General features: G+C 76.2%; 18 protein-coding genes and 3 pseudogenes. 14 read left to right on the forward strand and 7 right to left on the reverse strand.

Annotated elements, in window-relative coordinates; all coding sequences use genetic code 11:
• Positions 1-4 precede the first annotated feature (4 nt).
• The gene (locus AB6N24_RS08000) at positions 5-2,572 is read right to left on the reverse strand and encodes a penicillin acylase family protein (protein ID WP_412868880.1); all 2,568 of its coding nucleotides are present in this window, start codon (positions 2,570-2,572) and stop codon (positions 5-7) included.
• A 217-nt stretch (positions 2,573-2,789) separates the two neighbouring features.
• On the opposite strand from AB6N24_RS08000, the pseudogene AB6N24_RS08005 reads away from it, so the two are divergent.
• Positions 2,790-2,930: pseudogene (locus AB6N24_RS08005) on the forward strand (FmdB family zinc ribbon protein); the annotation flags it as partial.
• 14 nt (positions 2,931-2,944) lie between these two features.
• Here AB6N24_RS08005 and AB6N24_RS08010 read toward each other — a convergent pair.
• Entirely contained in the window at positions 2,945-3,151 is a 207-nt protein-coding gene (locus AB6N24_RS08010; protein WP_412868896.1) for a hypothetical protein, read from the reverse strand.
• A gap of 300 nt (positions 3,152-3,451) precedes the next feature.
• Here AB6N24_RS08010 and AB6N24_RS08015 point away from each other — a divergent pair, with 300 nt between their 5' ends.
• The 4 genes and pseudogenes from AB6N24_RS08015 to AB6N24_RS08030 all read left to right on the forward strand — a co-directional run bounded on the left by AB6N24_RS08015 (position 3,452) and on the right by AB6N24_RS08030 (position 5,563).
• On the forward strand, positions 3,452-4,024 hold the full coding sequence (locus AB6N24_RS08015; RefSeq protein WP_412868881.1) for an SAF domain-containing protein: 573 nt from the start codon (positions 3,452-3,454) through the stop codon (positions 4,022-4,024).
• A gap of 54 nt (positions 4,025-4,078) precedes the next feature.
• Positions 4,079-4,528, forward strand: a complete 450-nt coding sequence (mscL, locus tag AB6N24_RS08020) for a large conductance mechanosensitive channel protein MscL (RefSeq protein WP_412868882.1) — start codon at positions 4,079-4,081, stop codon at positions 4,526-4,528.
• Between the two features lie 318 nt (positions 4,529-4,846).
• Positions 4,847-4,966: pseudogene (locus AB6N24_RS08025) on the forward strand (nucleotidyltransferase domain-containing protein); the annotation flags it as partial.
• A complete protein-coding gene (locus AB6N24_RS08030) occupies positions 4,967-5,563 on the forward strand; it encodes a hypothetical protein (RefSeq protein ID WP_412868897.1) in 597 nt (198 codons plus the stop codon).
• 119 nt (positions 5,564-5,682) lie between these two features.
• On the opposite strand, the gene AB6N24_RS08035 is transcribed toward AB6N24_RS08030, so the two are convergent.
• The 4 genes from AB6N24_RS08035 to AB6N24_RS08050 all read right to left on the reverse strand — a co-directional run bounded on the left by AB6N24_RS08035 (position 5,683) and on the right by AB6N24_RS08050 (position 13,205).
• Entirely contained in the window at positions 5,683-5,865 is a 183-nt protein-coding gene (locus tag AB6N24_RS08035) for a hypothetical protein (RefSeq protein WP_412868883.1), read from the reverse strand.
• A gap of 47 nt (positions 5,866-5,912) precedes the next feature.
• Positions 5,913-11,273 (reverse strand): hypothetical protein, encoded by a 5,361-nt coding sequence (locus tag AB6N24_RS08040; protein ID WP_412868884.1) that lies wholly within the window; start codon positions 11,271-11,273, stop codon positions 5,913-5,915.
• A gap of 300 nt (positions 11,274-11,573) precedes the next feature.
• Positions 11,574-11,891, reverse strand: a complete 318-nt coding sequence (locus AB6N24_RS08045) for a PAAR domain-containing protein (RefSeq protein ID WP_412868885.1) — start codon at positions 11,889-11,891, stop codon at positions 11,574-11,576.
• Positions 11,892-11,906: 15 nt separating this feature from the next.
• Positions 11,907-13,205, reverse strand: coding sequence for a COG1470 family protein (locus AB6N24_RS08050; protein ID WP_412868886.1), 1,299 nt, complete (start codon positions 13,203-13,205; stop codon positions 11,907-11,909).
• Positions 13,206-13,373: 168 nt separating this feature from the next.
• Here AB6N24_RS08050 and AB6N24_RS08055 point away from each other — a divergent pair, with 168 nt between their 5' ends.
• The 4 genes from AB6N24_RS08055 (at position 13,374) to AB6N24_RS08070 (ending at position 18,057) form a co-directional block, all read left to right on the forward strand.
• Complete coding sequence (locus AB6N24_RS08055; protein WP_412868887.1) at positions 13,374-13,997, forward strand: LuxR C-terminal-related transcriptional regulator; 624 nt, start codon at positions 13,374-13,376, stop codon at positions 13,995-13,997.
• Positions 13,998-14,200: 203 nt separating this feature from the next.
• Positions 14,201-14,914 (forward strand): Pvc16 family protein, encoded by a 714-nt coding sequence (locus tag AB6N24_RS08060; RefSeq protein WP_412868888.1) that lies wholly within the window; start codon positions 14,201-14,203, stop codon positions 14,912-14,914.
• A gap of 14 nt (positions 14,915-14,928) precedes the next feature.
• Positions 14,929-17,163 carry an ATP-binding protein gene (locus AB6N24_RS08065; protein WP_412868889.1) on the forward strand — a complete coding sequence of 745 codons (2,235 nt, stop codon included), beginning with the start codon at positions 14,929-14,931 and terminating at the stop codon, positions 17,161-17,163.
• A 141-nt stretch (positions 17,164-17,304) separates the two neighbouring features.
• Positions 17,305-18,057, forward strand: coding sequence for an eCIS core domain-containing protein (locus tag AB6N24_RS08070; protein ID WP_412868890.1), 753 nt, complete (start codon positions 17,305-17,307; stop codon positions 18,055-18,057).
• Between the two features lie 16 nt (positions 18,058-18,073).
• On the opposite strand, the gene AB6N24_RS08075 is transcribed toward AB6N24_RS08070, so the two are convergent.
• Positions 18,074-19,306: a globin domain-containing protein gene (locus AB6N24_RS08075; protein WP_412868891.1), complete on the reverse strand. Its 1,233-nt coding sequence runs from the start codon at positions 19,304-19,306 to the stop codon at positions 18,074-18,076.
• Between the two features lie 180 nt (positions 19,307-19,486).
• Between AB6N24_RS08075 and AB6N24_RS08080 the strand changes: the two genes are divergently transcribed.
• From AB6N24_RS08080 to AB6N24_RS08100, 5 genes and pseudogenes are all read left to right on the forward strand, one after another.
• Complete coding sequence (locus tag AB6N24_RS08080) at positions 19,487-21,070, forward strand: phage tail sheath family protein (RefSeq protein WP_412868892.1); 1,584 nt, start codon at positions 19,487-19,489, stop codon at positions 21,068-21,070.
• A 44-nt stretch (positions 21,071-21,114) separates the two neighbouring features.
• Positions 21,115-21,558: a phage tail protein gene (locus tag AB6N24_RS08085; protein WP_141372809.1), complete on the forward strand. Its 444-nt coding sequence runs from the start codon at positions 21,115-21,117 to the stop codon at positions 21,556-21,558.
• A gap of 19 nt (positions 21,559-21,577) precedes the next feature.
• Positions 21,578-22,045 (forward strand): hypothetical protein, encoded by a 468-nt coding sequence (locus AB6N24_RS08090; RefSeq protein ID WP_412868895.1) that lies wholly within the window; start codon positions 21,578-21,580, stop codon positions 22,043-22,045.
• Complete coding sequence (locus tag AB6N24_RS08095; RefSeq protein WP_412868893.1) at positions 22,042-22,200, forward strand: DUF6760 family protein; 159 nt, start codon at positions 22,042-22,044, stop codon at positions 22,198-22,200. Before AB6N24_RS08090 ends, AB6N24_RS08095 begins: the two co-directional genes overlap by 4 nt.
• A 4-nt stretch (positions 22,201-22,204) precedes the next feature.
• Positions 22,205-24,744: pseudogene (locus AB6N24_RS08100) on the forward strand (hypothetical protein); the annotation flags it as partial.

Here is a 24,744-nt window from a genome sequence, read left to right on the forward strand (position 1 = left end):
CAGGTCAGGCCGGGGGCTCGAGCTCCAGGACGTCGGACGCGGCGTCGTCGATCGCGTCGGCGCTGAACGGCCACGGGAACAGCCGTCCCTCCGCCCACGGGGTGAGCTGGTCGGCGTAGTGCACGGAGCCCGGGTGGCCGGACGCGCCGGTCATCGTGATCCACGCCGACGAGTCCAGGGCGGCCAGGTCGACGACCATGCGCATCGACGGTGCGGCCGTCACCCGGAACGAGCCGCTCCCGGCGTCCCACGCGGTCGCGTTGACGAGCGACGCCCCGCCGCCGACCTCGCGCGGAGCCGGGTTGACCAGCCGGCGCACCGGCGCGGGCAGCGCGGGCGAGCCGAGGACGTCGTGCTCGGGAGCCGCGGTGTGGACCTTGCCCCAGCGCCAGTCGGACGGGTCCTTGCCGAGGTCGGCGGTGAGCTCGCGGCGCGCGGCCACGAGCGCGCGCGTCAGGATCTCGTCGCGCCCCTCGACGACCCCGACGGTGCTGCGGTCGTCCCACCAGGAGCCGTCGGGCGTCTCGAGCAGCCGGCGGACCACCTCGAGCCAGCGCGCCCCGCCCGTCGGCTCGTAGCCCTCGGGGAGGTCGTCCCAGAACGTGAGCTCGAGCAGGTTGGACCACACCGACGCGAAGTACGCGGCCGCCGCGGAGTCGGGGTCGGAGCGCAGGTCCCACGTGCGCAGCAGCTCCTGGCCGTCGTCGTCGAACGAGTCGGGGACGTCGACCGCGAGGAGCGCCGGGAGCAGCACGTGCGCGTACGGGTTGTCGACGTCGGCCTGCAGCGAGCGGGTCGTCGCGACGTCGATCTGCTCGCCCGAGCGGATCTGCTCCTCCAGGACCGAGCGGATGCGCTGCGCACGGAAGCCGTAGTCCCAGTCGGACGTGAGGTAGGGGCCGACGCCGGCGGGGGTGACGGCCTGGTTCGCCGCCACGATGAAGCCCTCCGCCGGGTCCTGCACCGCGGGCATCTGCTCGGCGGGGACCCAGCCCTGCCAGTCGTACGCGCTGTCCCAGCCGGGCCGCGGCCACGAGCCGTCGGACGGCACCGCCGAGCCCACGACGTCCGCCCGCACCGGGATGCGGCCGGGCGCCTGGTAGCCGATGTGCCCGTCCGTCGTCGCGTACACGATGTTCTGCGACGGAACCTCGAACAGCGCGGCGGCCGCCGCGACGTCGTCCGCGTCCGCGGCCCGTCCGAGCGCGAAGATCGCGTCCGCCGTGCGGCCCGGGGTCAGGGCGGCCCACCCGAGGGCGACCTCGTACCGCCCGTACGGCGACCCCTCGGGCACCGGGACGTCGCCGAGCGCGTCGATGTCGAGGACGTCCGAGACGATCGGCCCGTGCGCCGTCGACCGGATCTCGAGCTCGACGTCCTCGCCGCCGTTGACCTTGATCACCTCGCGACGCGTGCTCAGCGGGACGCGCTCGCCGTCGAGCAGCGCCGTGCCGTCGGACACGCGCTCGAGGAAGAAGTCCGTGACGTCCGCGCCGAGGTTCGTCAGGCCCCACGCGAGCGAGCTGTTGTGCCCGATCACGACGCCCGGGAGCCCGGCGAACGAGAAGCCCGAGACGTCGTACGGGCACTCGGCGGAGCGCTCGCGGCAGTGCAGGCCGACCTGCGTCCAGATGCCCGGGGCCGAGATGCCGAGGTGCGGGTCGTTCGCGAGGACGGGGAGCCCCGAGACGGTGTGCGTCCCCGAGACGACCCACGAGTTGGAGCCGATCCCGTCGCCCTCGCCGAGCAGGTGCGGCACCGACGACAGCGCGCGCTCGGCCGACGCGAGGGCCTCCTGGAGGTGCGACGACGAGAGGTCGACGGCCCCGCCCTGCTGCGCGGCGGCCGTCGGCTGCACGCTCGACGCCTGGAGGATCGGCAGGTTGACGTCCTGCGGGTACGCGGGGAACAGCTCGTCGACGCGCGCGACGTCGCCGATCGTCTCGAAGGCCATGCCGCGCGCGAGCTCGTCGGAGTAGTTGGCCTTGAGGTCCCACGCCATCGCCTTGAGCCACGCGAGGGAGTCGACGGGCGTCCACGGCTCGGGGTCCGCGAGGTCGAGCCGGACGTCGAGGACGCTGTACTCGACGGCGAGCGCCGACCGGTCGCGCTGGTCGAGGTACGCGTTCACCCCGTCGGCGTACGCCTGCAGGTTCTCCCGGGTCTCGGGCTCGAGCAGCTCCCACTCCTGCTCCGCGACGCGGCGCCAGCCGAGCGTGCGGATCACGGCGTCGGCCTCGAGCGCGGCCTCGTTCTCGCCGACCAGCTCCGAGAGGCGCCCGGCCGTCACGTGGCGGCGGTAGTCCATCTCGAAGAAGCGGTCCTGCGCGTGCACGTAGCCCTGCGCGCGGAACAGGTCGCCCGAGGTGTCCGCCTCGATGAACGGCACGCCACGCTCGTCCCGGCTCACGGTCACCGCGGACCCGAGGCCGGGCACCTCGACGCGGCCTGCGACCTGCGGGAGCGGCTCGCGCACGACGAGGACGGTCCCGACGGCGGTCGCCGCGAGCGCGAGCACGAGGATCGCCGCCGCGGCGGCGAGGGACAGTCGGACGGCACGACGACGAGGCACGCAGCGAGACTAGTGCGTGCCGCGGGGCCGTACCGGGTGCACGCCCCCCGGCGCGCACCCGGTGCAGCGAGGCGCGTGCCGGGCTTGCGTCCCCCGGTAGACTTGGCACTCGAAGTTGGAGAGTGCCAGCACGTCGGACGACCAGGCCGACGTCGCGCGCCCCTCGTGAGCGCCCGGCGTCCCCGGCCGGCCGTCCCGCCCGAACCAGGAGACACCAGTGCCCACCTACTCGTACGCGTGCACCGCCTGCGGGCACGCCTTCGACATCCAGCAGTCGTTCAGCGACGAGTCCCTCACGGTGTGCCCCGAGTGCGAGGGACGCCTGCGCAAGGTGTTCTCGGCCGTGGGCGTCGTGTTCAAGGGCTCGGGGTTCTACCGCAACGACTCGCGGTCGTCGGGCAAGAGCACGTCCTCGTCGGGTTCGTCCTCGTCGTCGAGCGCATCCTCGTCCGGCTCCGCGTCGTCGTCGAACGGCGGGTCCTCGTCGGGGACCTCCGGCTCCTCGGGCGAGGGGTCGTCGTCCTCCTCGACCCCGGCGAAGCCCGCGGCGTCGAGCGGGTCGTCCTCGGCTCCGGCCACCGCCGCGAGCTGACGGGCGGCGGTGCCGGTCGCGCACCCTCAGCCCAGCGGCCCGGCGACGGACCGGGCGCGCGGCGGCTGCCGCCGACCGTCGGGACGCCGTCGACCTAGCGTCGCGGCATGCCCCTGCTCCGCGCTGCAGCCCCGTCCCGCGACCGCTCCCCCGGCCGTGCCCCGCATCGAGGTGCGCGCACGGCCTCGCGCACGTCGCCGCGGCCGCTCGTGCGCGCACGACTCCTCCTGTGGCGTGCACGGTTCCCCGTCGCCGCGCTGCTCCTCGGGTGTGCGTGCGCCGTCGTCGTGAGCGCCCTCCGGCCCGCCCCGCCCCCGACGGCACCCGTCCTGGTCCTCGACCGCGCCGTCGCCGCCGGTGAGCGCCTGGCTCCCGACGACGTCCGCACGGTGCGGCTGCCGGTCGACCTCGTGCCCGACGCGGGCCTGCGCGCCGCCGAGGAGCTGCCGGACGCGACGCTCGCCGTGCCGGGGACGCCAGGGCTGCCGGTCGTGCCGAGCCTCTTCACCCAGGCGTCCGTGCACGGCCCGCCCGGCACCGTCGTCGCACCGGTCCGGTTCGCCGACCCCGGCGTCGCCGCGATGCTCACCCCCGGCGTCGTCGTGGACGTGCTCGGCGGGGACGACGACCTCGACGGGACGACCGGTGCCGGCGTCCTCGCGCGCGGGGCGCTCGTGCTGGCCGGGCCGACCGACGCGGACACGGGAGGGTCGTCCGGCACGGAGCCCCTCGGCGGAGGGCTGCTCGGGGGCGGTGGCGGGGAGGCCGAACGCTCGCCCCTGGTGCTGCTGGCGGTGACCCCCGAGGAGTCGGTGGCGCTGACCGGTTCGTCCGGACTCAGCGCCGTCTTCGTGGAATGATCCCGTTCGACGCGTGCACCCGGCCGTGCGCGTGCACCACGAACAGGAGCGACCGTGAAGAGCCTGCTCAACGGCTTCAAGGACTTCATCTCACGCGGCAACGCGATCGACCTCGCGGTCGGTGTGATCATCGGTACGGCGTTCGCCGGGATCGTGGCCTCGCTGCAGGAGGGCCTGCTCGGGCCCCTGATCGCCCTGATCTTCGGTCAGCCGGACATCAGCGACGTCGCGAAGTTCACGATCAACGGGACGGTCTTCTCGATCGGCCTGATCCTGAACGCCATCCTGCAGTTCCTCATCACGGCGATCACGATCTACTTCTTCATCGTCCTGCCGCTCAACAAGCTCGCCGAGCGCCGCAAGAAGGGCCTCGAGGCGGAGCCCACGGCTCCGGCGGAGGACATCCTGCTGCTCCAGCAGATCCGCGACCTGCTCGCCGGGCAGCAGTCGGCGGCGCTGCGCAACGACACCGGGCCGTCGCTGCCCCCGACGCCGCGCGGCTGATCTCTCCGCCGGCACGCCTCGACGGCCGCGGCCGACCTCCGGGTCGCCGCGGCCGTCGTGCGTCCGGCGCGTCGGCCGACGGCGAGCTCGCACCCCGACCGCCGGGGTCCGCCTCAGGCCCCTCCGGTCACGACACGACCCCCGCTACGTTGGCCGGGTGGGCTGGGATCGCGCTTGCGTACCGATGACGGACGGCTGCTGCGCGTCGACGACCGAGCTCGGGTGGACCGCCCGCCTGCCCGGGGGCTCACGTTGACCGGCCCCGAGGAGCGGGTGGCCGCCGACGGCACGATCAGGACCGGCGCGCGCCGGGACCGCGTGCCGGCCATCTTCGAGGACGTCCTGCGGGACGCGGTCGAGTCCGTCGGTGAGTCGGGGGCGTCCTTGTACCTCTACGGGTCGGTCGCCACCGGAACTGCGCGTCCCGGGTCGTCGGACGTGGATCTGCTGTCGATCGACCTCGCCGATGCGGCCATCGTCGGGCAACGTCTCTCGGCCCGCTACGCCGACCGGTGCAGGGCTGTGGAAGTCGCTGCCGCCAGGAGTGACGAGCTCGCGGGCGACACCGACGCGGCCTACGGCTTGCGTGTCTTCGTCCGCCACTACTGCGTTCACCTCGCCGGCCCCGACCCGGCCGCCGCCCTTCCGTCCTGTCCCGCCGACGCCCGCGCTGCTCGGGGCCTCAACGGCGACCTCGGCCACCACCTCCGGCGATGGCGCCACAGCCTGAGCTCCGGGACGGAAGGCACGGATCGGCTCGGCGTCCGGGTGGCCCGCAAGACCCTGCTCGCCGTTGCCGGGATGGTGAGCGTCCACGACCACACCTGGACGACCGACCGTGCACGCGCCGCCCGACGGTGGAGCGAGATCGAGCCCGAGCTCGCCGGCCGGCTCACGTCGCTGCACCGGTGGGCGCACGGCGACCAGTCCCCGCCGCACGAGGAAGTCCGGCGCGCGCTCGGCGCCGAGGGGATCATCCCGGCCGTCGTGGAACGGTTCAGCCGCCTGATCGGGCTCTGGCCGGACGCGTCGTAGGCGGGTGGTGCGCCCTCGCGCCGCGGGGCGCGCCACCGTGCCGCGACTCTGACGCGTCGTCTGCCTGCCGCGTCGAGGCGCTGGCGCGTCGCTCGTCGTGGGTCAGGACCGCCGCCCGGTCACCAGTGGGGCGGGACGTCCCGGAGCAGGCGGTCGTCGTTCGCGTCGTCGGTGCGCTCCCCCCAGCCGGCGTCCGAGTCGTCGGCGCTCCGGGTCGGGATGAGCGGCGTGTCCGGGACCGGGCGCGCCGGCGGACGCGGTGCGTCGTCGCTCGGGACGTCACGGGGCTTGTCGGCGTTCACGCCTCCATGGTCGCACCGCAGAGCGGACCGCCGGGCGGGCCTGCGGCTCAGGACGTCGCGCGGCGGACGGCGCCGGCGACCACCGCGTCGACCCGCGAGCTGCGGCGCGTGATGCCGAGCGCCTCGCGCACCGCGGCGGCGAGCTCCTCGCGACCCCGCTCGACGCCGTCCGAGACCAGCCAGGTGACGACCTCGTCGAGCTGGTCGTCGCTGTAGGCGTTGATCGGCAGGCCGGGCCGGATCGGCGGGCGCGGCCGCGAGGGGACGGCGAGCGTCGGCTGCTCGACCCGAGGCGTCGACCCCGTGCCCGCGCCCGTGCCCGTAGCCGTGCCGGTGCCGGAGGGTGCGACCTGGCGCAGGCTCCCCGTGCTCACGCGCTCGACGTGACGGGACCCTGCCGGCGCCTCGCCGACGCGCGGGATGACGCCCGTCGAGCGGCGCTCGACCTGAGGGAGCGAGCCCGTCGCAGGGCTCTGCGCCCGGCGGCCGGTCCCGGCTGGTGCGGGCTCGGGGTGCGTGGCGTCCGCGCGACCGGGACCGCCGGCCGCGGTGTGCCCGTCCTGGCGGACCGAGCCCTTGTCCGAGTCCTCGGCTCCGGGGCGAGGGGTGCTGTCGGGGCCTGCGCTCCCGCTACGCCGCGCCGCCGGGATCGTCGGCCACGCACCCGTGCGCACCGGGACCGGGCCCGTGCGCGGGGCTCCGACGGGGACGTCGCCCCCGGACGGGGTCGCGGTGGCGGGGCCGGCGGGCGTCGGCGGGGTCGGGGGTGTCACGGCGTGCCATGGGCTCTTCCGCGCGGCGAGCGTCCCTCGCGGCGGCGTGAGTGGGCTCTGCGGCGCGGCGGGCGGAGGCGTCCGGCGGCGCGCACGGGTCACAGGCTCGGCCCAGGCGGGGTCGGTGGGCGTGGACGCGTCGGACCGACCCTCGGCCTCCGGCGAACCGGGGACCGCGGCTGCCGCACGCGCCTCGGAACCCGGATCTGCCGGGCCGGCGGCCGGCGTCCCCTCGGCTCCGGTCTTGACCGTGCCGCCGGGCGTCGTCGTGCTGTCGGGCGTGGTCGTGGTGCCGGGCATGAGCGCGACGCCGTGCGCCGGCGCGCCGTCGGGCGTGGTCGGGCCGCCGGGCATGAGCGCGACGCCGTGCGCCGGGGTCTCCACGTCCGCGTCGTCCTCGGGCTCGTCGACGCGCGCGGGGGCCCGGGTGCCGGCTGCGGGCCGCACCGCCGCGGGCGCCGCCGGGATCGCCGCCTCGACGGCGCTCCGGACGCGGTCGACCTCGGCCTGCGGGTCGAGGAACGCCGCGGCCGACCACACCTGCACGACCGTCCAGCCGAGCCGCTCGAGGCGCTCGGCGACCTGGCGGTCGCGCACCCGGATGCTCGGCTCGGCGACGTAGGCCTCGTCGTCGGTGAGGACCGCGACGAGCAGGCGGCCCGGGAGGTCGGGGTGGCCGACCGCGAGGGGGATGCGGGTGCCGCCGGGGAGCCCGTGGTCGAGCTCGACGGTCAGGCCGTGGCGCCAGAGCCGCTCCGCGAGGTCGACGACGAGCCGGTCGGGCTCGTGCCCGGCGCGGTCGTCGACGTGCTGCGGGAGCGTCATGGTGTCGGGGTCGGCGGCCGAGCGGCTCGCTTCGGTCCCGGCCGACCCGGCACCGGGCGTGGTCGAGTCGCCGGACGTGGTGGAGGCGGCAGACGCGGTCCCGTCGACGGACGTGGTCGAGTCGCCGGACGCGGTCCGGTCCGCGGACGGCGGGACGGACGCAGCGATCGACACGAACGGCGCGGTCGCCGCAGCGATCGACGCGACCGACGGTGCGGTCGTCGACGGCGTGAACGACACCTCGCCCGAGTCGGCGCTGCGGCGCTCGGCGAACGCGAGCAGGTCCGCGAGGAGCCGGGGGCCGGGTCCGCGCAGGCGCTCGGGGTCGAGGTCGCCGGCGCGGAAGCACGAGACGACGTCGAGCCGGTGCCGGGTCGCGCCGAGCGCGGCGAGCAGCAGCGCGTCCCCGCCCGGGCCGCCGATGGGCCCGAAGCGGTGCAGCACCCGCCCGTGCGGGGTCCGGCCGAAGCCGACCGACAGCACGACCGCGTCCCGGCTGAGCCCGGCGACGCCCGCGAGGTCGGCGACGACGAACGGCTCGGCCACGCCGGCGTCGAAGAACGCCGAGAGCCCGGGGTTGTCGCGCACCTCCGCCAGCACCGCCTCGCGCACGTGCTCGGCGTGCACGGACGACGGCGTGATCACGGCGAGCGACTCGTCGGGCCGGGTCAGGGCGTGGATGAGGACGAGCTCGACGACGTGCTCGACCTCGGCGCGCGTGCTGTCGACGGCGCCGCTCGTCGCGTCCGGCATGCCCGTGCCGTCGACGACGTCGAGGCGCACGAGCGGGGCGTTCTGCGGCAGCGGGGTCGGGCTGAGCACGTCGCCGTAGCCGTGCGCGGCGAGGAACGCGGTCAGGTGCGGGTCGCGGCGCGAGGCGTCGGCCCGCAGCGCGACGCCGGGCAGCACCTCGGCGAGCTCGCGGACCGCGCTGCCGGACGCGCAGCGGGCGTCGCCGAGCACGACCACCTGGCGACCGCGCGCGATCGCGGCGAGCGCGACCTCGAGCGGCAGGTGCGCGGCGGCGTCGAGCACGACGAGGTCGACCGTGCGGGTCGCGGGCAGCACCTGCGGGACGAGCATGGGCGACGCGGCGAGGACCGGGCGCAGGCGGCGCACGAGGTCCGGGTACCGGGTCACGGTCTCGCGCAGGTTCGTGATGCGGTCCTCGACGAGCTCGGCGAACAGCGCCTGCGTCTGCCCCGGGTTCGCCCGCAGCGCGGACGCGACGTGCCCGACGACGGCGCGGCGCACCGGCCCGGACAGGCTCGCGACGTGCGCACGGTCGAGCGCGGCGTACTGCGCGGCGAGCCGCCCGAGGGCCGCGCCGTCGTAGTCGGCGAGCGCGGGGTCGTCCCCGATGATCTGCTCGAACACCGTGCTCCACCACGCGAGCTCGAGCTCCGGTCCCGCGAGCTCGGCCTCGACCCGGCGCGCGGCGAAGTCGTCGAGCAGCGAGCCCAGGCCCGCGGCGGTCAGCGACCGGACGAGGCGGGTGCGCTCGGGCAGGGCGTCGAGCGCGCGCGCGTCGCCCCACAGCCGGCGCAGGCGCTCGACGAGCGCGGGCAGCGCCAGGGCCGTGAGCCCTCCCCCGCCGGGGGTGGTGCGGAGCACCGCGTCGAGCGCGTCGAGGTCCGCCCGCACCGTGCGGTACTCGTCCTCGATGGTCGCGAGGCCCTCGGGCAGGCGCGGCCAGCCACCCGCCGGGCAGTGCGCCTGCCAGATCTGGCGCTGCTCCTGCACGCCGATGAGCGCGGTGTGCAGGTCGGCGACCGGTCGCCCGGGGCGCACCATGTCCTTCGCCTGCTTGCGCAGCCGGCGGCGGAGCCAGAAGCCCATCGGCATCCCGTGCTCCTCGCGCCACTGCTTGGTCGCGGTCGCGGCGACGAGGTCGGCGGCGGTGCGCTCGAAGATGAGCGGCTGGAACACGTCGAGCGCGCCACGGATGCCGCCGAGCATCACGAGCTGCTCGCCCCACGCGTCGACCGTCGTGGCCTCGTTCAGGCCCGTCGCCGCGGCGACCTCCTTGACGCGCGAGGCGAGGATCGGGAGCGCATGGTCGAGCAGGCGGCCGATCCGGTCGAGCGTCTCGCGCGCGGCGTGGTCGGTCGTCAGGTCGGCGCCGAACCACGGCGTGTCGGTCGGGCGGAGCGTCGAGGCGCCGAGCGCCACCGCCCGCTCGAGGTCCGCCGCGAGCACCGCGCGCCCCTCGGCGTCGAGCACCCGCGCCACGTCGGGCGCGAGCCGCACGGTCGTGCGGGGGGCCGGGCGCGTCGCGGTCAGGCTCGCGAGCGCCTGGAGGGCGTCGTACGCGGACGCGTCCCACGGCGTGCGGCCGGCGTGCAGCGCGTCGACGTAGGCGCGCAGGCGCTCGCGGTGCGCGACGAGGTCCCGGCGCAGCAGCGTCGTGCGGGCGGCGTCGACCGGGGTGCTCTCGAGGGTCATCGCGTCGAGCAGGCGGCGCGCGGCGGCGGTGCGCCAGCCGGCCTCGGGCGCGACGTCGAGCAGCAGGTCGTCGAGCCCGAGCTCCGCGAGCCGGGCCGCGAGGGCCCCCGCCGCACGGCGGTGCCCGGGCACGTAGAGGACCGTCTTGCCGGACGCGGCCGCGTCGGCGACGACCGCCGCGAGCGTCCCGGTCACGTCGGAGCCGGTCGGGGCGTCGACGAACAGGTGCTCGCCCGTCGCGAGCAGGTCGAGGACGTGCTGCTGGGCGGCGTCGAGGTCGCCCACGCCGCGCTCGACGTCGGGTTCGCGGTCGCCGCGGCGCATCTCGGGCAGCGGGCGCCGGACGCGCTCGAGCGCCTCGTCGACACCGGCCAGCGCGGCGACCACCTCGTGCCGGTCGAGCGTCCCGGAGAGCTGGTCCAGGTCGTCGACGAGCACCTGCCCGGGATGCACGAACGTCCCGACGACGAGGCTCTCGGTGAGCCGGAAACCCTCGAGGACCGCGCCGCCGAGCGACGCGAGCCGGGCGAGCGCCGGGCGCGGGTCGAAGCCCGTGCCCGTGAACGTGCCGCGCGCGACGGCGCCCGGGTCGAGCAGTGCGCCGCGGCTGCGCAGCGCGCGCGCGACCACGGGGTTGACCTCGAGGGTCTGCTCGAGCACGAGCTCGTAGTCGCTCTCGCCGCTCCCCCGGGCCCGCAGCGACACGGGACGCAGCAGCACGGGCGCCCGGACGGTGCGCGGCTCGCTCGCGGTCGTCGCACCGGCCGGCGCGGAGACGCCGCCGAGGGGCGCGAGCGCGTCGTCGGGGTCCGTGCCGTGCGCGCGGCGCGTGACGGCGGCCAGCGCCGCGACGTCGTCCTCGGCCACGTCGGGGGTCGTCCGCTCGGTCCACGTCGCGACGCCGATCGCGAGGTACGTCGGGGCGATGCCGTAGCGCTGCGCGTACTGCTCGGCGCGTGCGCCGACGGCCCGGGCGCGGCGCTTGGCGGTCGCGAGGGACCCGCCCTCGCGCACGAGGTTCGACAGGCGCGTCTCGCGGCCCGCGAAGAGCTGGGCGATGCCCGACGGGTGCGCGGCCGACAGGTCGAGGGCGGCGTCACCGAGCAGGTCGACGTCCGCGAGGGTCGAGCCGCCCGCGGTTTCGACGAGGCGTGCGCGCCAGCCCGCGAGCGCACCGGCGACGAGCTCCTCGGCGGACGGCGGCTCGACGAGCACGGGGGCGGCGGCCGCGGCGGGGTCGGGAGTGACGTCCGCGCCGTCGACCGGGGCACCGCCCGTGGCCGAGGGGGGCGTGGGGGGCGCGCTCGGGTCGGGTCGCGAGCCCGAGCCTGCACCGGGGCCGAGGTTGCGCGCAGGGACGATCACCCTCGGAACGCTAACCGCCGCCTCCGGGGGACGCCGCATGGCACGCCGGGAGGCGCGTGATCCCGCGGAAGTCATCCGCTCCCCAACGACGATCGGGCGGGCCCTCGGAAGGACCCGCCCGATCGTGACGTGAGAACAGTGCGCACCGCGCAGGGGGCAGGCGATGCGCACTGTCAGGTTCAAGTGTGCGGCTTGGCGCGGTGTTGGTCAACTGTCCAGGCTGGGCCGTCCGGGTGATTGAGCGCGTCCTCGTGCGGGCCCGGCCGGACGTCGGCGCGCGCGGTCGTCCGCGCGCGAGGATCATCCGCCGACGACCACCGTCGGGCAGCCCGGGCCCGGGGCGATCGGGGTGCCGTGCAGCGACTGGTCGCCGAGCCGGGCCGCGGGGAAGCCGCCGATCAGCACGGTCGTGCTGCCCGTGGCGATCCCGTTGGGTGCCGGGGAGACGCACACGATGCCGCCGGGCACCGCGTTCGCGACGGCCGCGGGCATCGACCCGATCAGGACCGTCATGACCGCCGCCGCGGGGGTGATCGGGCCTCCGACGTGCGGCTTCGGTCCGTCCGTCAGCGGGCACAGCGCGCTGTCGCCCGCGCGCAGGGCCGGTCCGGTGGGCATCGCGCCGCGGTCCGGTCAGGGCGCCGGAGCGGCCGGCGTCAGCAGCGAGCCGCCGAAGTAGATCGCGGCGGCGCACTCGTCGGGCGGCGTGGTCTCCCCGGGCGGCTTGCCGACCTCGTTGCACTCGAGCGTCATGACGAGCTCGTCCCCCGCGACGCCGACGATCGGGGAGATGAAGTGGTAGTCGAGGTCACGGAAGTTCTCGAGCGCCGAGTCGAGGATCACCTGCTCCCCCATCTCGAGGCGGACGCGGCCGAAGTCGCCCTGCGGGTTGCTCAGCACCAGGTCGGTGAGCTCGATCGTCTGCCCCTCGGGGACCGGGAAGGTGTCCGCGCTCGTGGAGGCGGCCACGGTCTCGACCTCGAGCCGGCCGGACGTCGGGATCTCGGTGGGCGGCAGGAGCGTCCCGCCGGCGATCTCGTCGGCCTTGACCGCGGCCTCGCCCGCGACCTGTGCGGACTGCTCCGCCCCGCCGGCAGCGGCCGCGGCCTGCTCGGCGGCCTGCTCCGCGACGGCGGCCTGCTCCTCGGCGGCGGCGACCTCCTCCTGCACCGCCTCCTGCGCCGCGGACTCCACCGCGCCACGGAGCACGAGGAACCACAGCGCGAGGAGCGCCGCGAGGAGGGCCAGGAGGGCGAGCAGCAGCTTGGGCAGCCACGACGGGATGAGCGGCTCCTGGACGAACGTGCCGTCGAGCGTCACGGGCGTCCCGTCGCGCGGCTCGACCGTCGCCGTGTACGGCAGGGTCCTCGGCTGACCGCGCCACATCGACCGGACCGGCTCGACGCGCAGGTCGGTGAACGCCGCGTTGCCCGCACCGACCGTCGACACCGCGGGCCTGACCCCGAACTGCAGGGCGTCCGCCTGGTCGCCCCCGCGCAGCGCCACGGTCACCGGCTGGTTGCCCCGGTTGTCGACCGCGACCCGCACCTTGGCGCCCCGCCGGCCGTGCGACGTGCGCGGCACGAGCTCGGCGGTGGTCTCCATGAACGGGAGCACCTCGACCGACCCCTCGGGGACGACGGTCTCCTCGGGGTGCTCCGTCGGGACGACGCGCACCCCGAACCGGAGCTCGCCCGCGGGCACGGCGGCCGAGCGGGGCGGGAAGAACATCACCGTGGCGGTCGTCGAGGCGCCGGGGTACAGCGAGACGTCCTCGGGCTCGATCGAGGCCCAGCCCTTCGCGGGGCCCACCACCTCGAGGTGGTAGCCCTCGACGAGCTCGCCGTTGTTGTAGATCTGCAGCGGGACGGCCGCAGCCCCGCCCGGGTCGAGCATGACCGGGGTCGGGTCGAGGGTGGCTGTCGTGGTCATGGACCGACGGTAGGGCGGTGCGCAGAGCGGTCCCCGGTGCTGCCGGGCCGGACTTCGGGGCAGCCCGGGATGCCCGTTGTGTCCCTGTTGACTGCACGAAGATCGGCCGGCGGCAGACTCCCGGGCATGCGGTCCCCGAGGGGGTGGGCCGCGACGGGAGGAGTGGACATGGAGCGCATCGGGGTGCACGTCCTGGCGAGGGACCCGATCTCCGAGGCCGGGGTCGCGAGCCAGCTGCGGCCGCGCCCGGAGGTGCGGGTCGTCGGCCGGTCCGAGCTGCACGAGGCCAAGGTCGCCGTGATCGTGGTGGACCAGGTGGACGACGAGACCGCCACGATCCTGCGGGTCAGCCAGCGCGCGGGCATCGCGCGGACCGTGCTCGTCGCGGGGCGCCTCGACGACGAGGACCTCGTGACCGCGGTCGAGGCCGGCGTGCTCGGGCTCGTGCGCCGCAGCGAGGCGACGCCCGAGCGGCTCGTCAAGGTCATCTGCGCGGCGGCCGCGGGCGAGGGCAGCGTCCCGCCGGACCTGCTCGGGCGGCTGCTCGACCAGGTGGGCCGCCTGCAGCGGCACGTGCTCGGCCCGCGCGGGCTGACGTTCACCGGGCTCGCCACGCGCGAGGTCGAGGTGCTGCGGCTCGTCGCCGACGGGCTCGACACGAGCGAGATCGCCCGGCAGCTCTCGTACTCGGAGCGGACCGTCAAGAACGTGCTGCACGACGTCACGACCCGCCTCCAGCTGCGCAACCGCTCGCACGCCGTCGCGTACGCGGTGCGGGAGGGGCTCATCTAGGCGGGGCTCCCCGCGCGGGCGACGGCGCCCGCGCGGGGGCACGGCCGTGCGGCGCCCTGCGCCCGGCGCCCGGTCCCCGGTGCCCGGACGGCCGCTCGCGCTGCCCGATCGGCTGCCCGGCGCCGGGTGCCGCGCAGCGGGGACGGTCGGCACCGTGGAGCGGTCAGCGGCACGAGCGCAGGAGCGCACGAGGGGGTGGACGGGTGATCGCCCAGGTCGACGCGGCCCTGCGCAGCATCGTGCGGACCGATGCGGTCGCGGGCACGGACCTCGAGGTCGTGTTCGACGCGCCGACCAAGGACTGGGCGTCGCGGCGCAACACGCCCACGGTCAACCTGTACCTCTACGACCTGCGCGAGGACCTCAAGCGCCGCGAGCGCGGGTGGACCGAGCGGCGCGGGTCCGACGGCGTCGTCGTCTCGCGCAGCCCCGCGCCGCGGTTCTTCAAGCTGTCCTACCTCGTGACGGCGTGGACGCAGCGCCCCGAGGACGAGCACATGCTGCTCGACTCGCTGCTCGCGTGCTTCCTGCGCCACGAGGCGCTGCCCCGCGGCCTCGTCGTCGGCCACCTCGCCGAGACCGGGCTCGACGTCCCCGTGACCGTCGGGCTCCCGCCGCCCGAGGACCGCGCGTTCGCCGACGTGTGGTCCGCGCTGGGTGGCGAGCTCAAGCCGTCCCTCGACGTCGTGGTGAGCGCTCCCGTCGACACCGGCATCGTGTACCCCGCCGGCCCGCCCGTCTCCGACGGCCCGTACGTCGGGCTGCAGGACCTCGCCGGCGGCTCGGGCACCGGGCCGCGGCGGCGGCACGCACCGCCGCCCCGGGTCGCGGCACCCGTGGCGCCCGCGGTCACGACCACCGCCGCACCCACGACGGCCCGCCCGGCCGCACGGTCCCGCAAGCGCGGCACGTCGTGAGCGGGGACGCGAGCGTGAGCGGGGACGCCCGCGTGGGCGGCGACACGCGCGTAGCCCGGGAGCCCCGCGTGGGCGGCGACGCGCGGGTGGACGACGACCCCGGCGCCGGCCGGGGTACCGGCGTGGGCGGGCGCGCGGACGGCTCCGCCCACGGGTCGGACCAGGCCAGCCTCGCGCACCTGCTCGGGCGCGCCGCGACGGTCGAGGAGCGGGTCCGCGCCCTCGTCGCACGGCGCCGGGCGGTCGACCCGCAGCCCGACGACCCGTTCCGGGGGCTGTACCTGAGCGACGAGGCCGTCGACCGCCTGCTCGCCGGTCCCCGGCCCGGGCACGCCCCCGACCGGGCCGCGGACGGGCGGACCGACGCGGTCGAGCGCACCGCCGACGAGGCCGAGCGCGCTGGGCACCGGCTGCGCCTGCGCGAGCTCGTCCGCCGCTGCGGGCTGACGCCGCTCGACGTCGACCTCCTGCTCGTCGCGCTCGTGTGCGACCTCGACTCCCGCTTCGAGCAGCTCTTCGGGTACCTCAACGACGACGTGACGCGGCGCCGGCCCGCGACGGCGGTCGCCCTCGAGCTGTGCGGCGTCGACCTCGCCTCCGCGCACGGCCGGGCCCGGCTCACGCACGGGCCGCTCGTGACCGCCGGCCTGCTCGTCGTCGAGGACCCCGACCGGCCGTTCCCGGGCCGGGCCGTGCGCGTCCCCGACCGGGTCGTCGAGCACCTGCTCGGCGACGACGCCCCCGACGCGGCGCTCGCGCCCGTGCTCGTGGCCGCCCCGGACGTCCGGTGGGGCGACGCCGGCCCCCTCGCGCGGGCCCTCGCTCGCGGGACGACCCTGACCTACCTGCGCGAGGGCTCGACGGGCTCGGCGCGCGTACTCGCCGCCCAGGCGCTGCACGCGCTCGGCCGGGACGCCGTCGTCGTCGACCTGCACGCCCTGGCCGCGGAGCCGGACGCGCACGCGCTGGCCCGGTCCGCCGCGCGCGAGGCCCGGCTGCGCGGTGCCGGGCTCGTCGCCGGGCCGGTCGAGGCCGTGGCGGCGCGCCCCCGCCTGCTCGCCGCGCTGGCCTGCGACCCCGAGCCGCTGCTGCTCGTGGGCCGCGGGGCGTGGGACCCCGCGTGGACGACGCACCCCCCGCTCCTGCAGACCGTGCCGGCGAGCACCACCGGCGAGCGCTCGACGATGTGGCTGCGCGCGCTGGGCTCCGGCGCGGACGACGAGCGCGACGCGGCGGCCGCGGGCATGGACGACGCGACCGTCGAGGCGGCGACCCTGCAGTTCCGGCTCCGGCCCGAGCAGGTGGCCCGGGCCGCGGCGTCGGCGCTCGTGCAGGCGCGCGTCGAGCCCGACGGGCGGGTCACCGCCGAGCACCTGCGGGCCGGCGCCCGCGCGGAGAACGGCTCGGCCCTCGACGGGCTCGCCCGGCGCATCGAGCCCGCGGTCGGCTGGGCGGACCTCGTGCTGCCGCGCGCGCCGCTGGTCGCGCTGCGCGAGGTGGCGCTGCGCGCCCGGCACCGCGAGCGCGTGCTCGGCGACTGGTCGATGCGGCCCGGCGGCGGGCGGGGGCACGGCGTCGCGGCGCTGTTCGCGGGCGACTCCGGGACCGGCAAGACGATGTCCGCCGAGGTCGTCGCGCACGAGCTCGGGCTCGACCTGTACGTCGTCGACCTCGCGACGGTCGTCGACAAGTACATCGGGGAGACCGAGAAGAACCTCGAGCGCATCTTCACCGCCGCCGCGGAGGTCAACGGGGTCCTGCTGTTCGACGAGGCCGACGCGATCTTCGGCCGGCGCTCCGAGGTCCGCGACTCGCACGACCGCTACGCGAACATCGAGAGCGCCTACCTGCTGCAGCGCATGGAGTCCTTCGACGGGCTCGCGATCCTCGCGACGAACCTGCGCGCCAACATCGACGAGGCGTTCACGCGCCGGCTCGACGTGCTCGTGGACTTCCCGCTGCCCGACCCCGAGCACCGCCGCGCGCTGTGGGACCGCAGCCTCGGGGCGCTCGTCCCGCGCGAGGCGGACGTCGACCTCGAGTTCGTGGCGGGTGCGTTCGAGCTCGCGGGCGGCGCCATCCGCTCGTCGGCGGTCACCGCGGCGTACCTCGCGGCCGACGATGGCGGCACGGTCCGCATGACGCACGTGATCAGCGCCGTCGAGCACGAGTACCGCAAGCTCGGCCGGCTGTGCCTGCCCGGCGAGTTCGGGCGGTACTGGTCGATGCTCCAGCCGACCGGCGGGTGAGCCCGGCACGTGCGCGATCGGGCAGCGGACCTGCCCCGGACGACGGCTGACCGTCCTTGGCGCCGCGCGGTGCCCGGGGAAGCCTCGGAGGAGACGCCGCACCGGGGTCCGGCCCGGCGGTGAGCCCGGTGAGGAGCGACCATGCGCGAGCACGAGCACGAGCACCTGGACGACGACGCGCAGCGCCCGCGCTCCGAGCGCACCGAGGAGCGGCCCGACAGCGCGCTGTGGCGGGCCGCCGCGGCCGGGCGCACGGACGTCGTCGGGCCGCAGGGGCTCGCGCGGCTGCAGCGCGCCGTCGGCAACCAGGGGGTCCGCGGGCTCGCGCAGGAGGAGCGCTCGCCGGTGCTCGACGTCGTCGGCTCGGGCGGCAGCCCGCTCGACACGCACGTGCGCACCGACATGGAGTCCCGCCTGGGCCACGACTTCGGGGACGTGCGGGTGCACACCGACGACGCGGCGCACCGCTCGGCGGCGTCCGTGCAGGCGCACGCGTACACGGTCGGCTCCGACGTGGTGTTCCAGCGCGGGCAGTACGACCCCGGCTCGACGGCGGGGCGCACGATGCTCGCGCACGAGCTCACGCACGTCGTGCAGCAGCGCAGCGGCCCCGTCGACGGCACCGCGACGGGTGACGGGGTGCGCGTGAGCGACCCGTCCGACCGGTTCGAGCGCGAGGCGGCGGCGAACGCCGAGCGCGTGATGTCGGCGCCGCCGGTGCAGACGTCACCCGTCGGCGCGAGCACCGGTGGTGGCGCGCCGGACGGCGCGGCCGTGCAGCGGCACGAGGCGGAGGAGGACGCTCCCGAGGAGGCACCGGTGCAGGGGGCCTTCAAGGCGGGTGCCGCGGTGCAGCGCGACGAGTCCGAGGAGGAGGAGGCGCCCGCGGGCTGAACCGCGAGCGCGCTCGTCAGGCGTCCGGCGAGACCTCCGTGACGAGGTCCGCGGCCCACAGGTCCGGGCCGAACACCTCGTACTGGATGTCGCGCGCGGGCACGCCGCGGGTCAGCAGCGCCGAGCGGACCGACTTCATGAACGGCAGCGGCCCGCACAGGTAGTACCCGGCGCCGTCGGGCAGGTCGACGTCGTCCACGTCGAGGAGCCCGGCGGACACGCCGTCGACCGCGAGCGCGGACACCGCGCCGCGCTCGTACCAGGTGCGGAGCGTCCCGCCGGGGAGCCGCCGGACGTCCGCCAGCACCTGCTCGCGCAGCGCGAACGTGCGCTCCTCGACGTCGGCGTGCAGCACGTGCACCTCGAGCTGCGAGCCGGCCGCGACGAGGTGGGAGAGCATCCCGGCCATCGGCGTGATCCCGATGCCGGCGCTCGCGAACACGAGCGGGCGCCCGGAGTCGTCGAGCACGACGTCGCCGAACGGGACCGACATGGTCAGGACGTCACCGACCTGCACCGTCTCGCACAGCAGCGTCGACACCTCGCCGTCCGGCCGCTCCCCTCCGCCGCGCACGCGCCGCACCGAGAACTGCCGGGTCTCGCCGTCGTCCGCGCGCGTGAGGCTGTACTGCCGGGGCTGGTGCACGCCGTCGGGCATCGGGACCTTGACGGTGACGTACTGCCCGGGCAGCGACGTGCGGACCGAGCGGTGGTCGGTCCGGCGCACCACGAAGGTCACGACGTCGTCGGTCTCCTGGCGGCGGGACTCCACGCGCCACTCGCGCCACACCTTCTCCGGGCTCACCCCGCGTGCGCTGTACAGCCCGCGCTCCTGGTTCACGAGCGCGTACGCCATCAGCCAGTACACCTCGTCCCACGCGGCCGCGACGTCGGCCGTGACCGCGTCACCCAGGACGTCGACGATCGCCCAGAACAGGTGCTCGTGCACGATCGCGTACTGGTCGGGGTGGATGCCGAGCGACGCGTGCTTGTGCGCGACCCGCTGCAGCAGGTGCTCGGGCAGCTGCTCGGTGTCCTGCACGAGCGCCGCCGCGAACGCCACGACGGACCCGGCGAGCGCGACCTGCTGGGTGCCCTCCGCCTGGTTGCCGCGGTTGAACACCCCGTCGAGCAGCTCGGGCCGGGCGGCGAACATGTGGCCGTAGAACCGGCGGGCGATCTCCGGGAGGTGCTCGCTCACCACCGGCAGGGTCGCCCGGACGACGTCCCGGGAGCGGTCCGAGAGCATGAGGGCCTCCTCGCCCGCGAGCGCCCCCTGCGCCCGCTCCGACCAGGCTAGACCCGGTGCTCGATCGGGCAGCGACCTCTTCCCTCCACGACGGCCCGACGCACGTGCCGCTGCCCGGGCGCCGCGGTGACGCTGGTCTCGACGTCGCAGTGGCGCTCACCGGGCTCTGGAGGGACCAGCATGCCGACCTACCTTTCCCCAGGTGTCTACGTCCAGGAGGTCGAGGCGGGATCCCGCCCGATCGAAGGAGTGGGCACCGCCGTCGCCGCGTTCGTCGGCCTCGCCGCGCAGGGTCCGCTCAACGAGCCGACCCTGGTGTCGAACTGGACCCAGTTCACCGAGAAGTTCGGCGACTTCCTGCCCGGGTCCTACCTCGCGCACTCGGTGTACGGGTACTTCCTCAACGGCGGCGGCAACTGCTACGTCGTGCGGATCGGCGGCGCGTCGTCGAACGGCAACGGGCGGGCAGGCAACGGCGCGACCGCCGCGGGCGCCGGGAAGGCACGCAAGGCGGTGACCGGGCCGGCCGTCGCGATGGTCGGCGGCTACCGGGTGACCGCGCAGCCGTCCGCGGCGAACAAGTCCGTGAGCGTCGAGGTCCAGGACGCGGGCGGCTCCGACGCGGCCGAGGACCAGTTCAAGCTCGTGGTCCACGCCGACGGCAAGGTCACCGAGACGTTCGACCGTGTGACGACCAAGCGCGGGCCGGAGAACGTCGCCACCAAGGTCAACGCCGAGTCGAAGGTCGTGACGCTCGAGGAGGTCCTCGGGGGCAGCGCGCTCATGAAGCCCGACAAGGGCACGTTCGGCCTGCTCGCCCCCGAGCCCGAGCCCGAGGCCCCGACGGTCGCCGCGCTGAACGCCGACGACTACGTGGGCGACGCCGCCGAGCGCACCGGCTTCAGCGGTCTCGAGGCCATCGACGAGGTCACGATGGTCGCCGTCCCGGACCTCATGGCTGCGTACGAGCAGGAGGCGATCGACCTCGAGACGGTCGTCGCGGTCCAGCGCGCGGTGATCGACCACTGCGAGCTCATGGGCGACCGGATGGCGATCCTCGACTCCCCCGCGAACCTCAGCCCGCAGCAGATCAAGAAGTGGCGCATGGAGGACACGAACTTCGACTCGCGCTTCGCGACGCTCTACTGGCCGTGGGTCAAGACGTTCGACCCCGCGTCGGGCAGCAACCGGTTCGTCCCGCCGTCGGGCCACATGGCCGGGGTGTGGGCCCGCAACGACGACGAGCGCGGCGTGCACAAGGCACCCGCCAACGAGGTCGTGCGCGGCGTGGTGAGCCTGCAGACGCAGATCACGAAGGCCGAGCAGGACCTGCTCAACCCGAACGGCATCAACTGCATCCGGACGTTCCCCGGGCGCGGCGTGCGGGTCTGGGGTGCGCGGACGCTCTCGAGCGACCCGTCGTGGCGCTACCTCAACGTCCGCCGCCTGTTCAACTACCTGGAGGAGTCGATCCTCATCGGCACGCAGTGGTGCGTGTTCGAGCCGAACGACCCGGCGCTGTGGGCGCGCATCCGCCGCACCATCAGCGCGTTCCTGGTCAACGAGTGGCGCAAGGGTGCGCTGTTCGGCACGACGCCCGACGAGGCGTTCTTCGTCAAGTGCGACGGGGAGACCAACCCCGCCGAGGGCATCGACGCCGGCCAGGTCGTGTGCCAGATCGGCGTCGCGCCCGTGAAGCCCGCCGAGTTCGTCATCTTCCAGCTCGCCCAGTTCTCGGGCGGCACGAGCCTCGTCAACGAGTGACGCCGGACCCGGTCCGCTCGGAACCAGAAGGAGAGTGACCAGCGATGCCCCTCGACACATTCGACTCGTCGGCGGCGAACGGCTTCATCGTGACCATCGACGGGATCCAGATCCCCAAGGTCACCGAGGTCAGCGGCCTGAAGAACGAGGTCGACAAGATCGAGCTCAAGCAGCAGACGTCCGACGGCAAGTACGTCGTCCGCCAGCTCATCGGCCGCCCCAAGCCCGGGGAGTTCACCGTGACGCGCGGGCTCACCGAGTCCAAGACCGTGACGGACTGGCTCAAGAAGGTCATGGAGGGCGACGTCACGGGGTCCCGCAAGACGGCGTCGGTCGCGCTGCTCGACTACCAGGGCGCGACGATCAAGACCTACAACTTCGTGAACTGCTGGGTGCGGTCGGTCGAGATCAACTCGCTCAAGGCCGGTGCCGCCGAGCAGGCCACCGAGAAGTTCACGGTCTGCTACGACGAGTCCACGATCTCCTGAGACGGGGCCGAGCCACGTGATGCAGCGCCTGCGCAACGGTGTCCTGGACGGCCAGGAGCAGCGCCTCGACGTCCACGAGGGGCACACCCCGGACGCCGCCGGCGCTCCCGACGGCGTGCTGCGCACCGAGTTCGCCTTCGAGCTCCCGCGCGGGTACGTCGACGGCGACGGCGTCGTGCACCGCTCGGGGGTCATGCGGCTCGCGACGGCGCGCGACGAGCTCCTGCCGCTGTACGACGCGCGGGTCCAGGAGAACGCCGCGTACACGACCGTCGTGCTGCTCGCACGGGTCGTCACGTCGCTCGGGACCGTCCCGGCGATCACCGCGAACGTCGTCGAGAACATGTTCGCCTCGGACGTCGCGTTCCTGCAGGACCTGTACCGCCGCGTCAACGCCGAGGGCCACACCCGCATCGCCGTCACGTGCCCGGCGTGCCGGCACCGGATGACCGTGGACCTCGCGGGTGGCCGCCTGGGGGAATCGTGACGTACGCGCCCGACCGGATCCACGAGGAGGTCGCGTACGTCGCCTACCACTTCCACTGGCCGCTCGACGCCATCCTCGACCTCGAGCACGGGCAGCGGCTGCGGTACGTCGCCGAGATCGCGAGCATCAACACGCGCCTGACGCAGGAGCGGTGACGGCATGCGGTGGCCGTGGCAGCGCGACCGGGACCCGGCGCCCGGGGGTGGGCAGCCCGAGGGCGACCCCCCGGCGACGTCCCGCGCCGCCGCACCGACCGCGCCGCCCGTCGCGGGGTGGGCGTTCGTGCCGGCGCTCCAGCGCACGGTCGGCCCGATGCCGACGGTCTCCGGCGTCGCGACGGCGCGTCACGCGCTCGCGGCGTGGGGCGACCCGTCGTCGTTGCAGCGGATGTCGCACGGCGTGACCGTGGACGCGCCGGCCGGTCTCGTCGACGGCGACGGGTCCGGCCTCGGCGCCCACGCGACGCCGGCGCCGGGTGCTCCGGGCACGACGTCGCCCGCTCCGGACCTCCCCCTGCTGGGCCCCGGCCGGGCCCAGGGCGCGGTGCGCACCGCGCCGCAGTCGTCCGACGGGACCGCGGCACCCCCCGTGCAGCGCTCCGCGGTCCCGTCGGCGTCCGGACCTCCCGCGACCGGCCCGGCAGCAGCCGACCCCGTGGCCGCGTCCGCGCCGCTCGTCAGCGCGGCGTCGCTGGCCCTGCCGGTGCTGCAGCTCGTCGGCCGGGCCGCTGCGGCCGTGCCGGGCGCGGAGGCGTCCGACGACGCACCGGGGAGCGGCGCGTCGCCGACGGTGGACGCCGCCCACGCCGCCACGGGCGCCGTCACCTCCGAGGTCGGTTCCCGGACCGGCGAGCCGGTGGCTCCGGACGGCGCCGGGTCCCGTGCCCCGCTGCTCGGGGCGGCGGACGAGGGCGGCGGGACGGACGGCGGGACGGACGGCGGCTCGGTGCCGCCCGCCGGGGCGTCCCCGGCCGCGCGGGCGGCCGCCGACGACGGGTTCACGTCGGTGGCGGTCCCCCCGGTGTCCTTCCCGTCCGCGGCGACCCCCGCCGCACCGGTGCAGCGCCACGTCGAGGCCGCGTCGCCCGCGACGGCACCTTCGGCGCCCTCGGCGGCCCCACGCGCGCCGCGTCGCCTGGGCCTGGGATCCCCGCTCCCGGCGACGCCCGCCCCCGCGGCTCCGGGGCCCTCGGCGCACCACGCGGACGCCTCGCCCTGGCCGGTCCAGCGCGTTCCCGCCCCCGGCGCCCCGTCGGGGAGCCCCGCCGACCAGCGCTTGGGCGCCGCATCGACCCCGGCCACGGCGGCCGGCGCCTCGGTCGACAGGGGCATGCCCGTCAGCGCCGCACCGCCCGTAGGCGCGACTCCCGCCGCAGCGATGCCCGTCGTCGCGCGGCTCGTCGACGCACCGCCCGTCGTCGCGCCGAGCACACCCGGCACGCCCGGCACGCCCGGCACGCCGACGGTGGACGACCCGGCCGCCGGCTCGCACGCCCCGACCGGATCGGACGGGCCCGTCACGCAGCGGACCCCGGACCCCGACCCGACCGGGGAGACGGGAGACCAGCGGGCCGCGACCGTCGGGCCGGAGCAGACCGCGACCGCCGATCCGGCCGGCGCCCTCGGGCCGGGCCTCGCCGGCCCGGTGGTCGAGCTCCCCGCCCGCGGCACCGTGGAGCAGACCCGCCCCGGCCCCACCACCCCCGAGCCCCTCGACGCGCACGCGATGTCGGACGCGGGGCGTCGCACGGCTCCGGTCGTCGACGCCCGGGCGGACGCGCTGCCGGTCGCCGGCGCCCCGGCCGGCACGCTGCCGGTCGCCGGCGCCGGGAGAGTGCTGCCGGTCGTCGGCCGGTCTGCCGCACACGCGGGACCCGTCGTCGCCCGAGCGGCTACCACCGGACCCGCGGACGACGCCTCCCCCGACGACCTTCCCCACCACGGCCCCGCCGCAGAGGCCGGACGGGGGGCCGAGGTCCCCGCAGGTCCCCCGTCGTCGTCCACCGGCGCCACCACCGGCGCGCCGAGCCTGGTCGTGAGCCGCAGCGTCCTGGGCGTCGGGGACGTGCCTCCGGCACGATGGAGCCCGGTCGCGGACGAGCCCCACGTCGCCCGGTCGCCCGACGCGGCACCGTCCCTGCCGCTCGTCGGGGGCTCCCGCGCGACGCACCGCGTGGACGCGGACGCGGCACCTGCTCCGTCGACCCTGCCGGTCTCGCGCACCGCGTCCGGTCCCGCTCCGGGAGCCACCGACGCGGCCGACCCCACGGACCCCACGCCCGGTCGCCCCGACGCTCCCGGGCCGGCGCCGGTCCAGCGCAGCGCGAGCGCCCCTCTGGTCGGCGCCGCCGGGCCGCTCTCCGAGGGACACCTCGCCGGCGCGGTCCAGCGCCACCCCGACACCGCGGGAACCGGCGCGGTCCAGCATCACCCCGACGCGGGGACCGGCGCGGTCGGCGGACGCGGGAGCGACGGCGCGACCGCCACGCCCCGGCCCCGCCCGGACGCCGCCCTGCTCCGGCCGGTCCAGCGCGACGCGGACACGCAGGCCCCCGGTCCGGCCGACCCCCAGGGGACGTCGACGCCGCAGGAGGACGGACCACCGGAGCTCCCGGCGCTGACCGCCGTGGCGGCCGCGGGCGGGGCCGCCACCACCGCGCGCGCGCTGCTCGCGCCGCCGACCGCGCAGCGCACCGTGGG

The sequence above is a fragment of the Cellulomonas jepli genome, assembly GCF_047229345.1.
Taxonomy (GTDB): Bacteria; Actinomycetota; Actinomycetes; order Actinomycetales; family Cellulomonadaceae; genus Cellulomonas_A.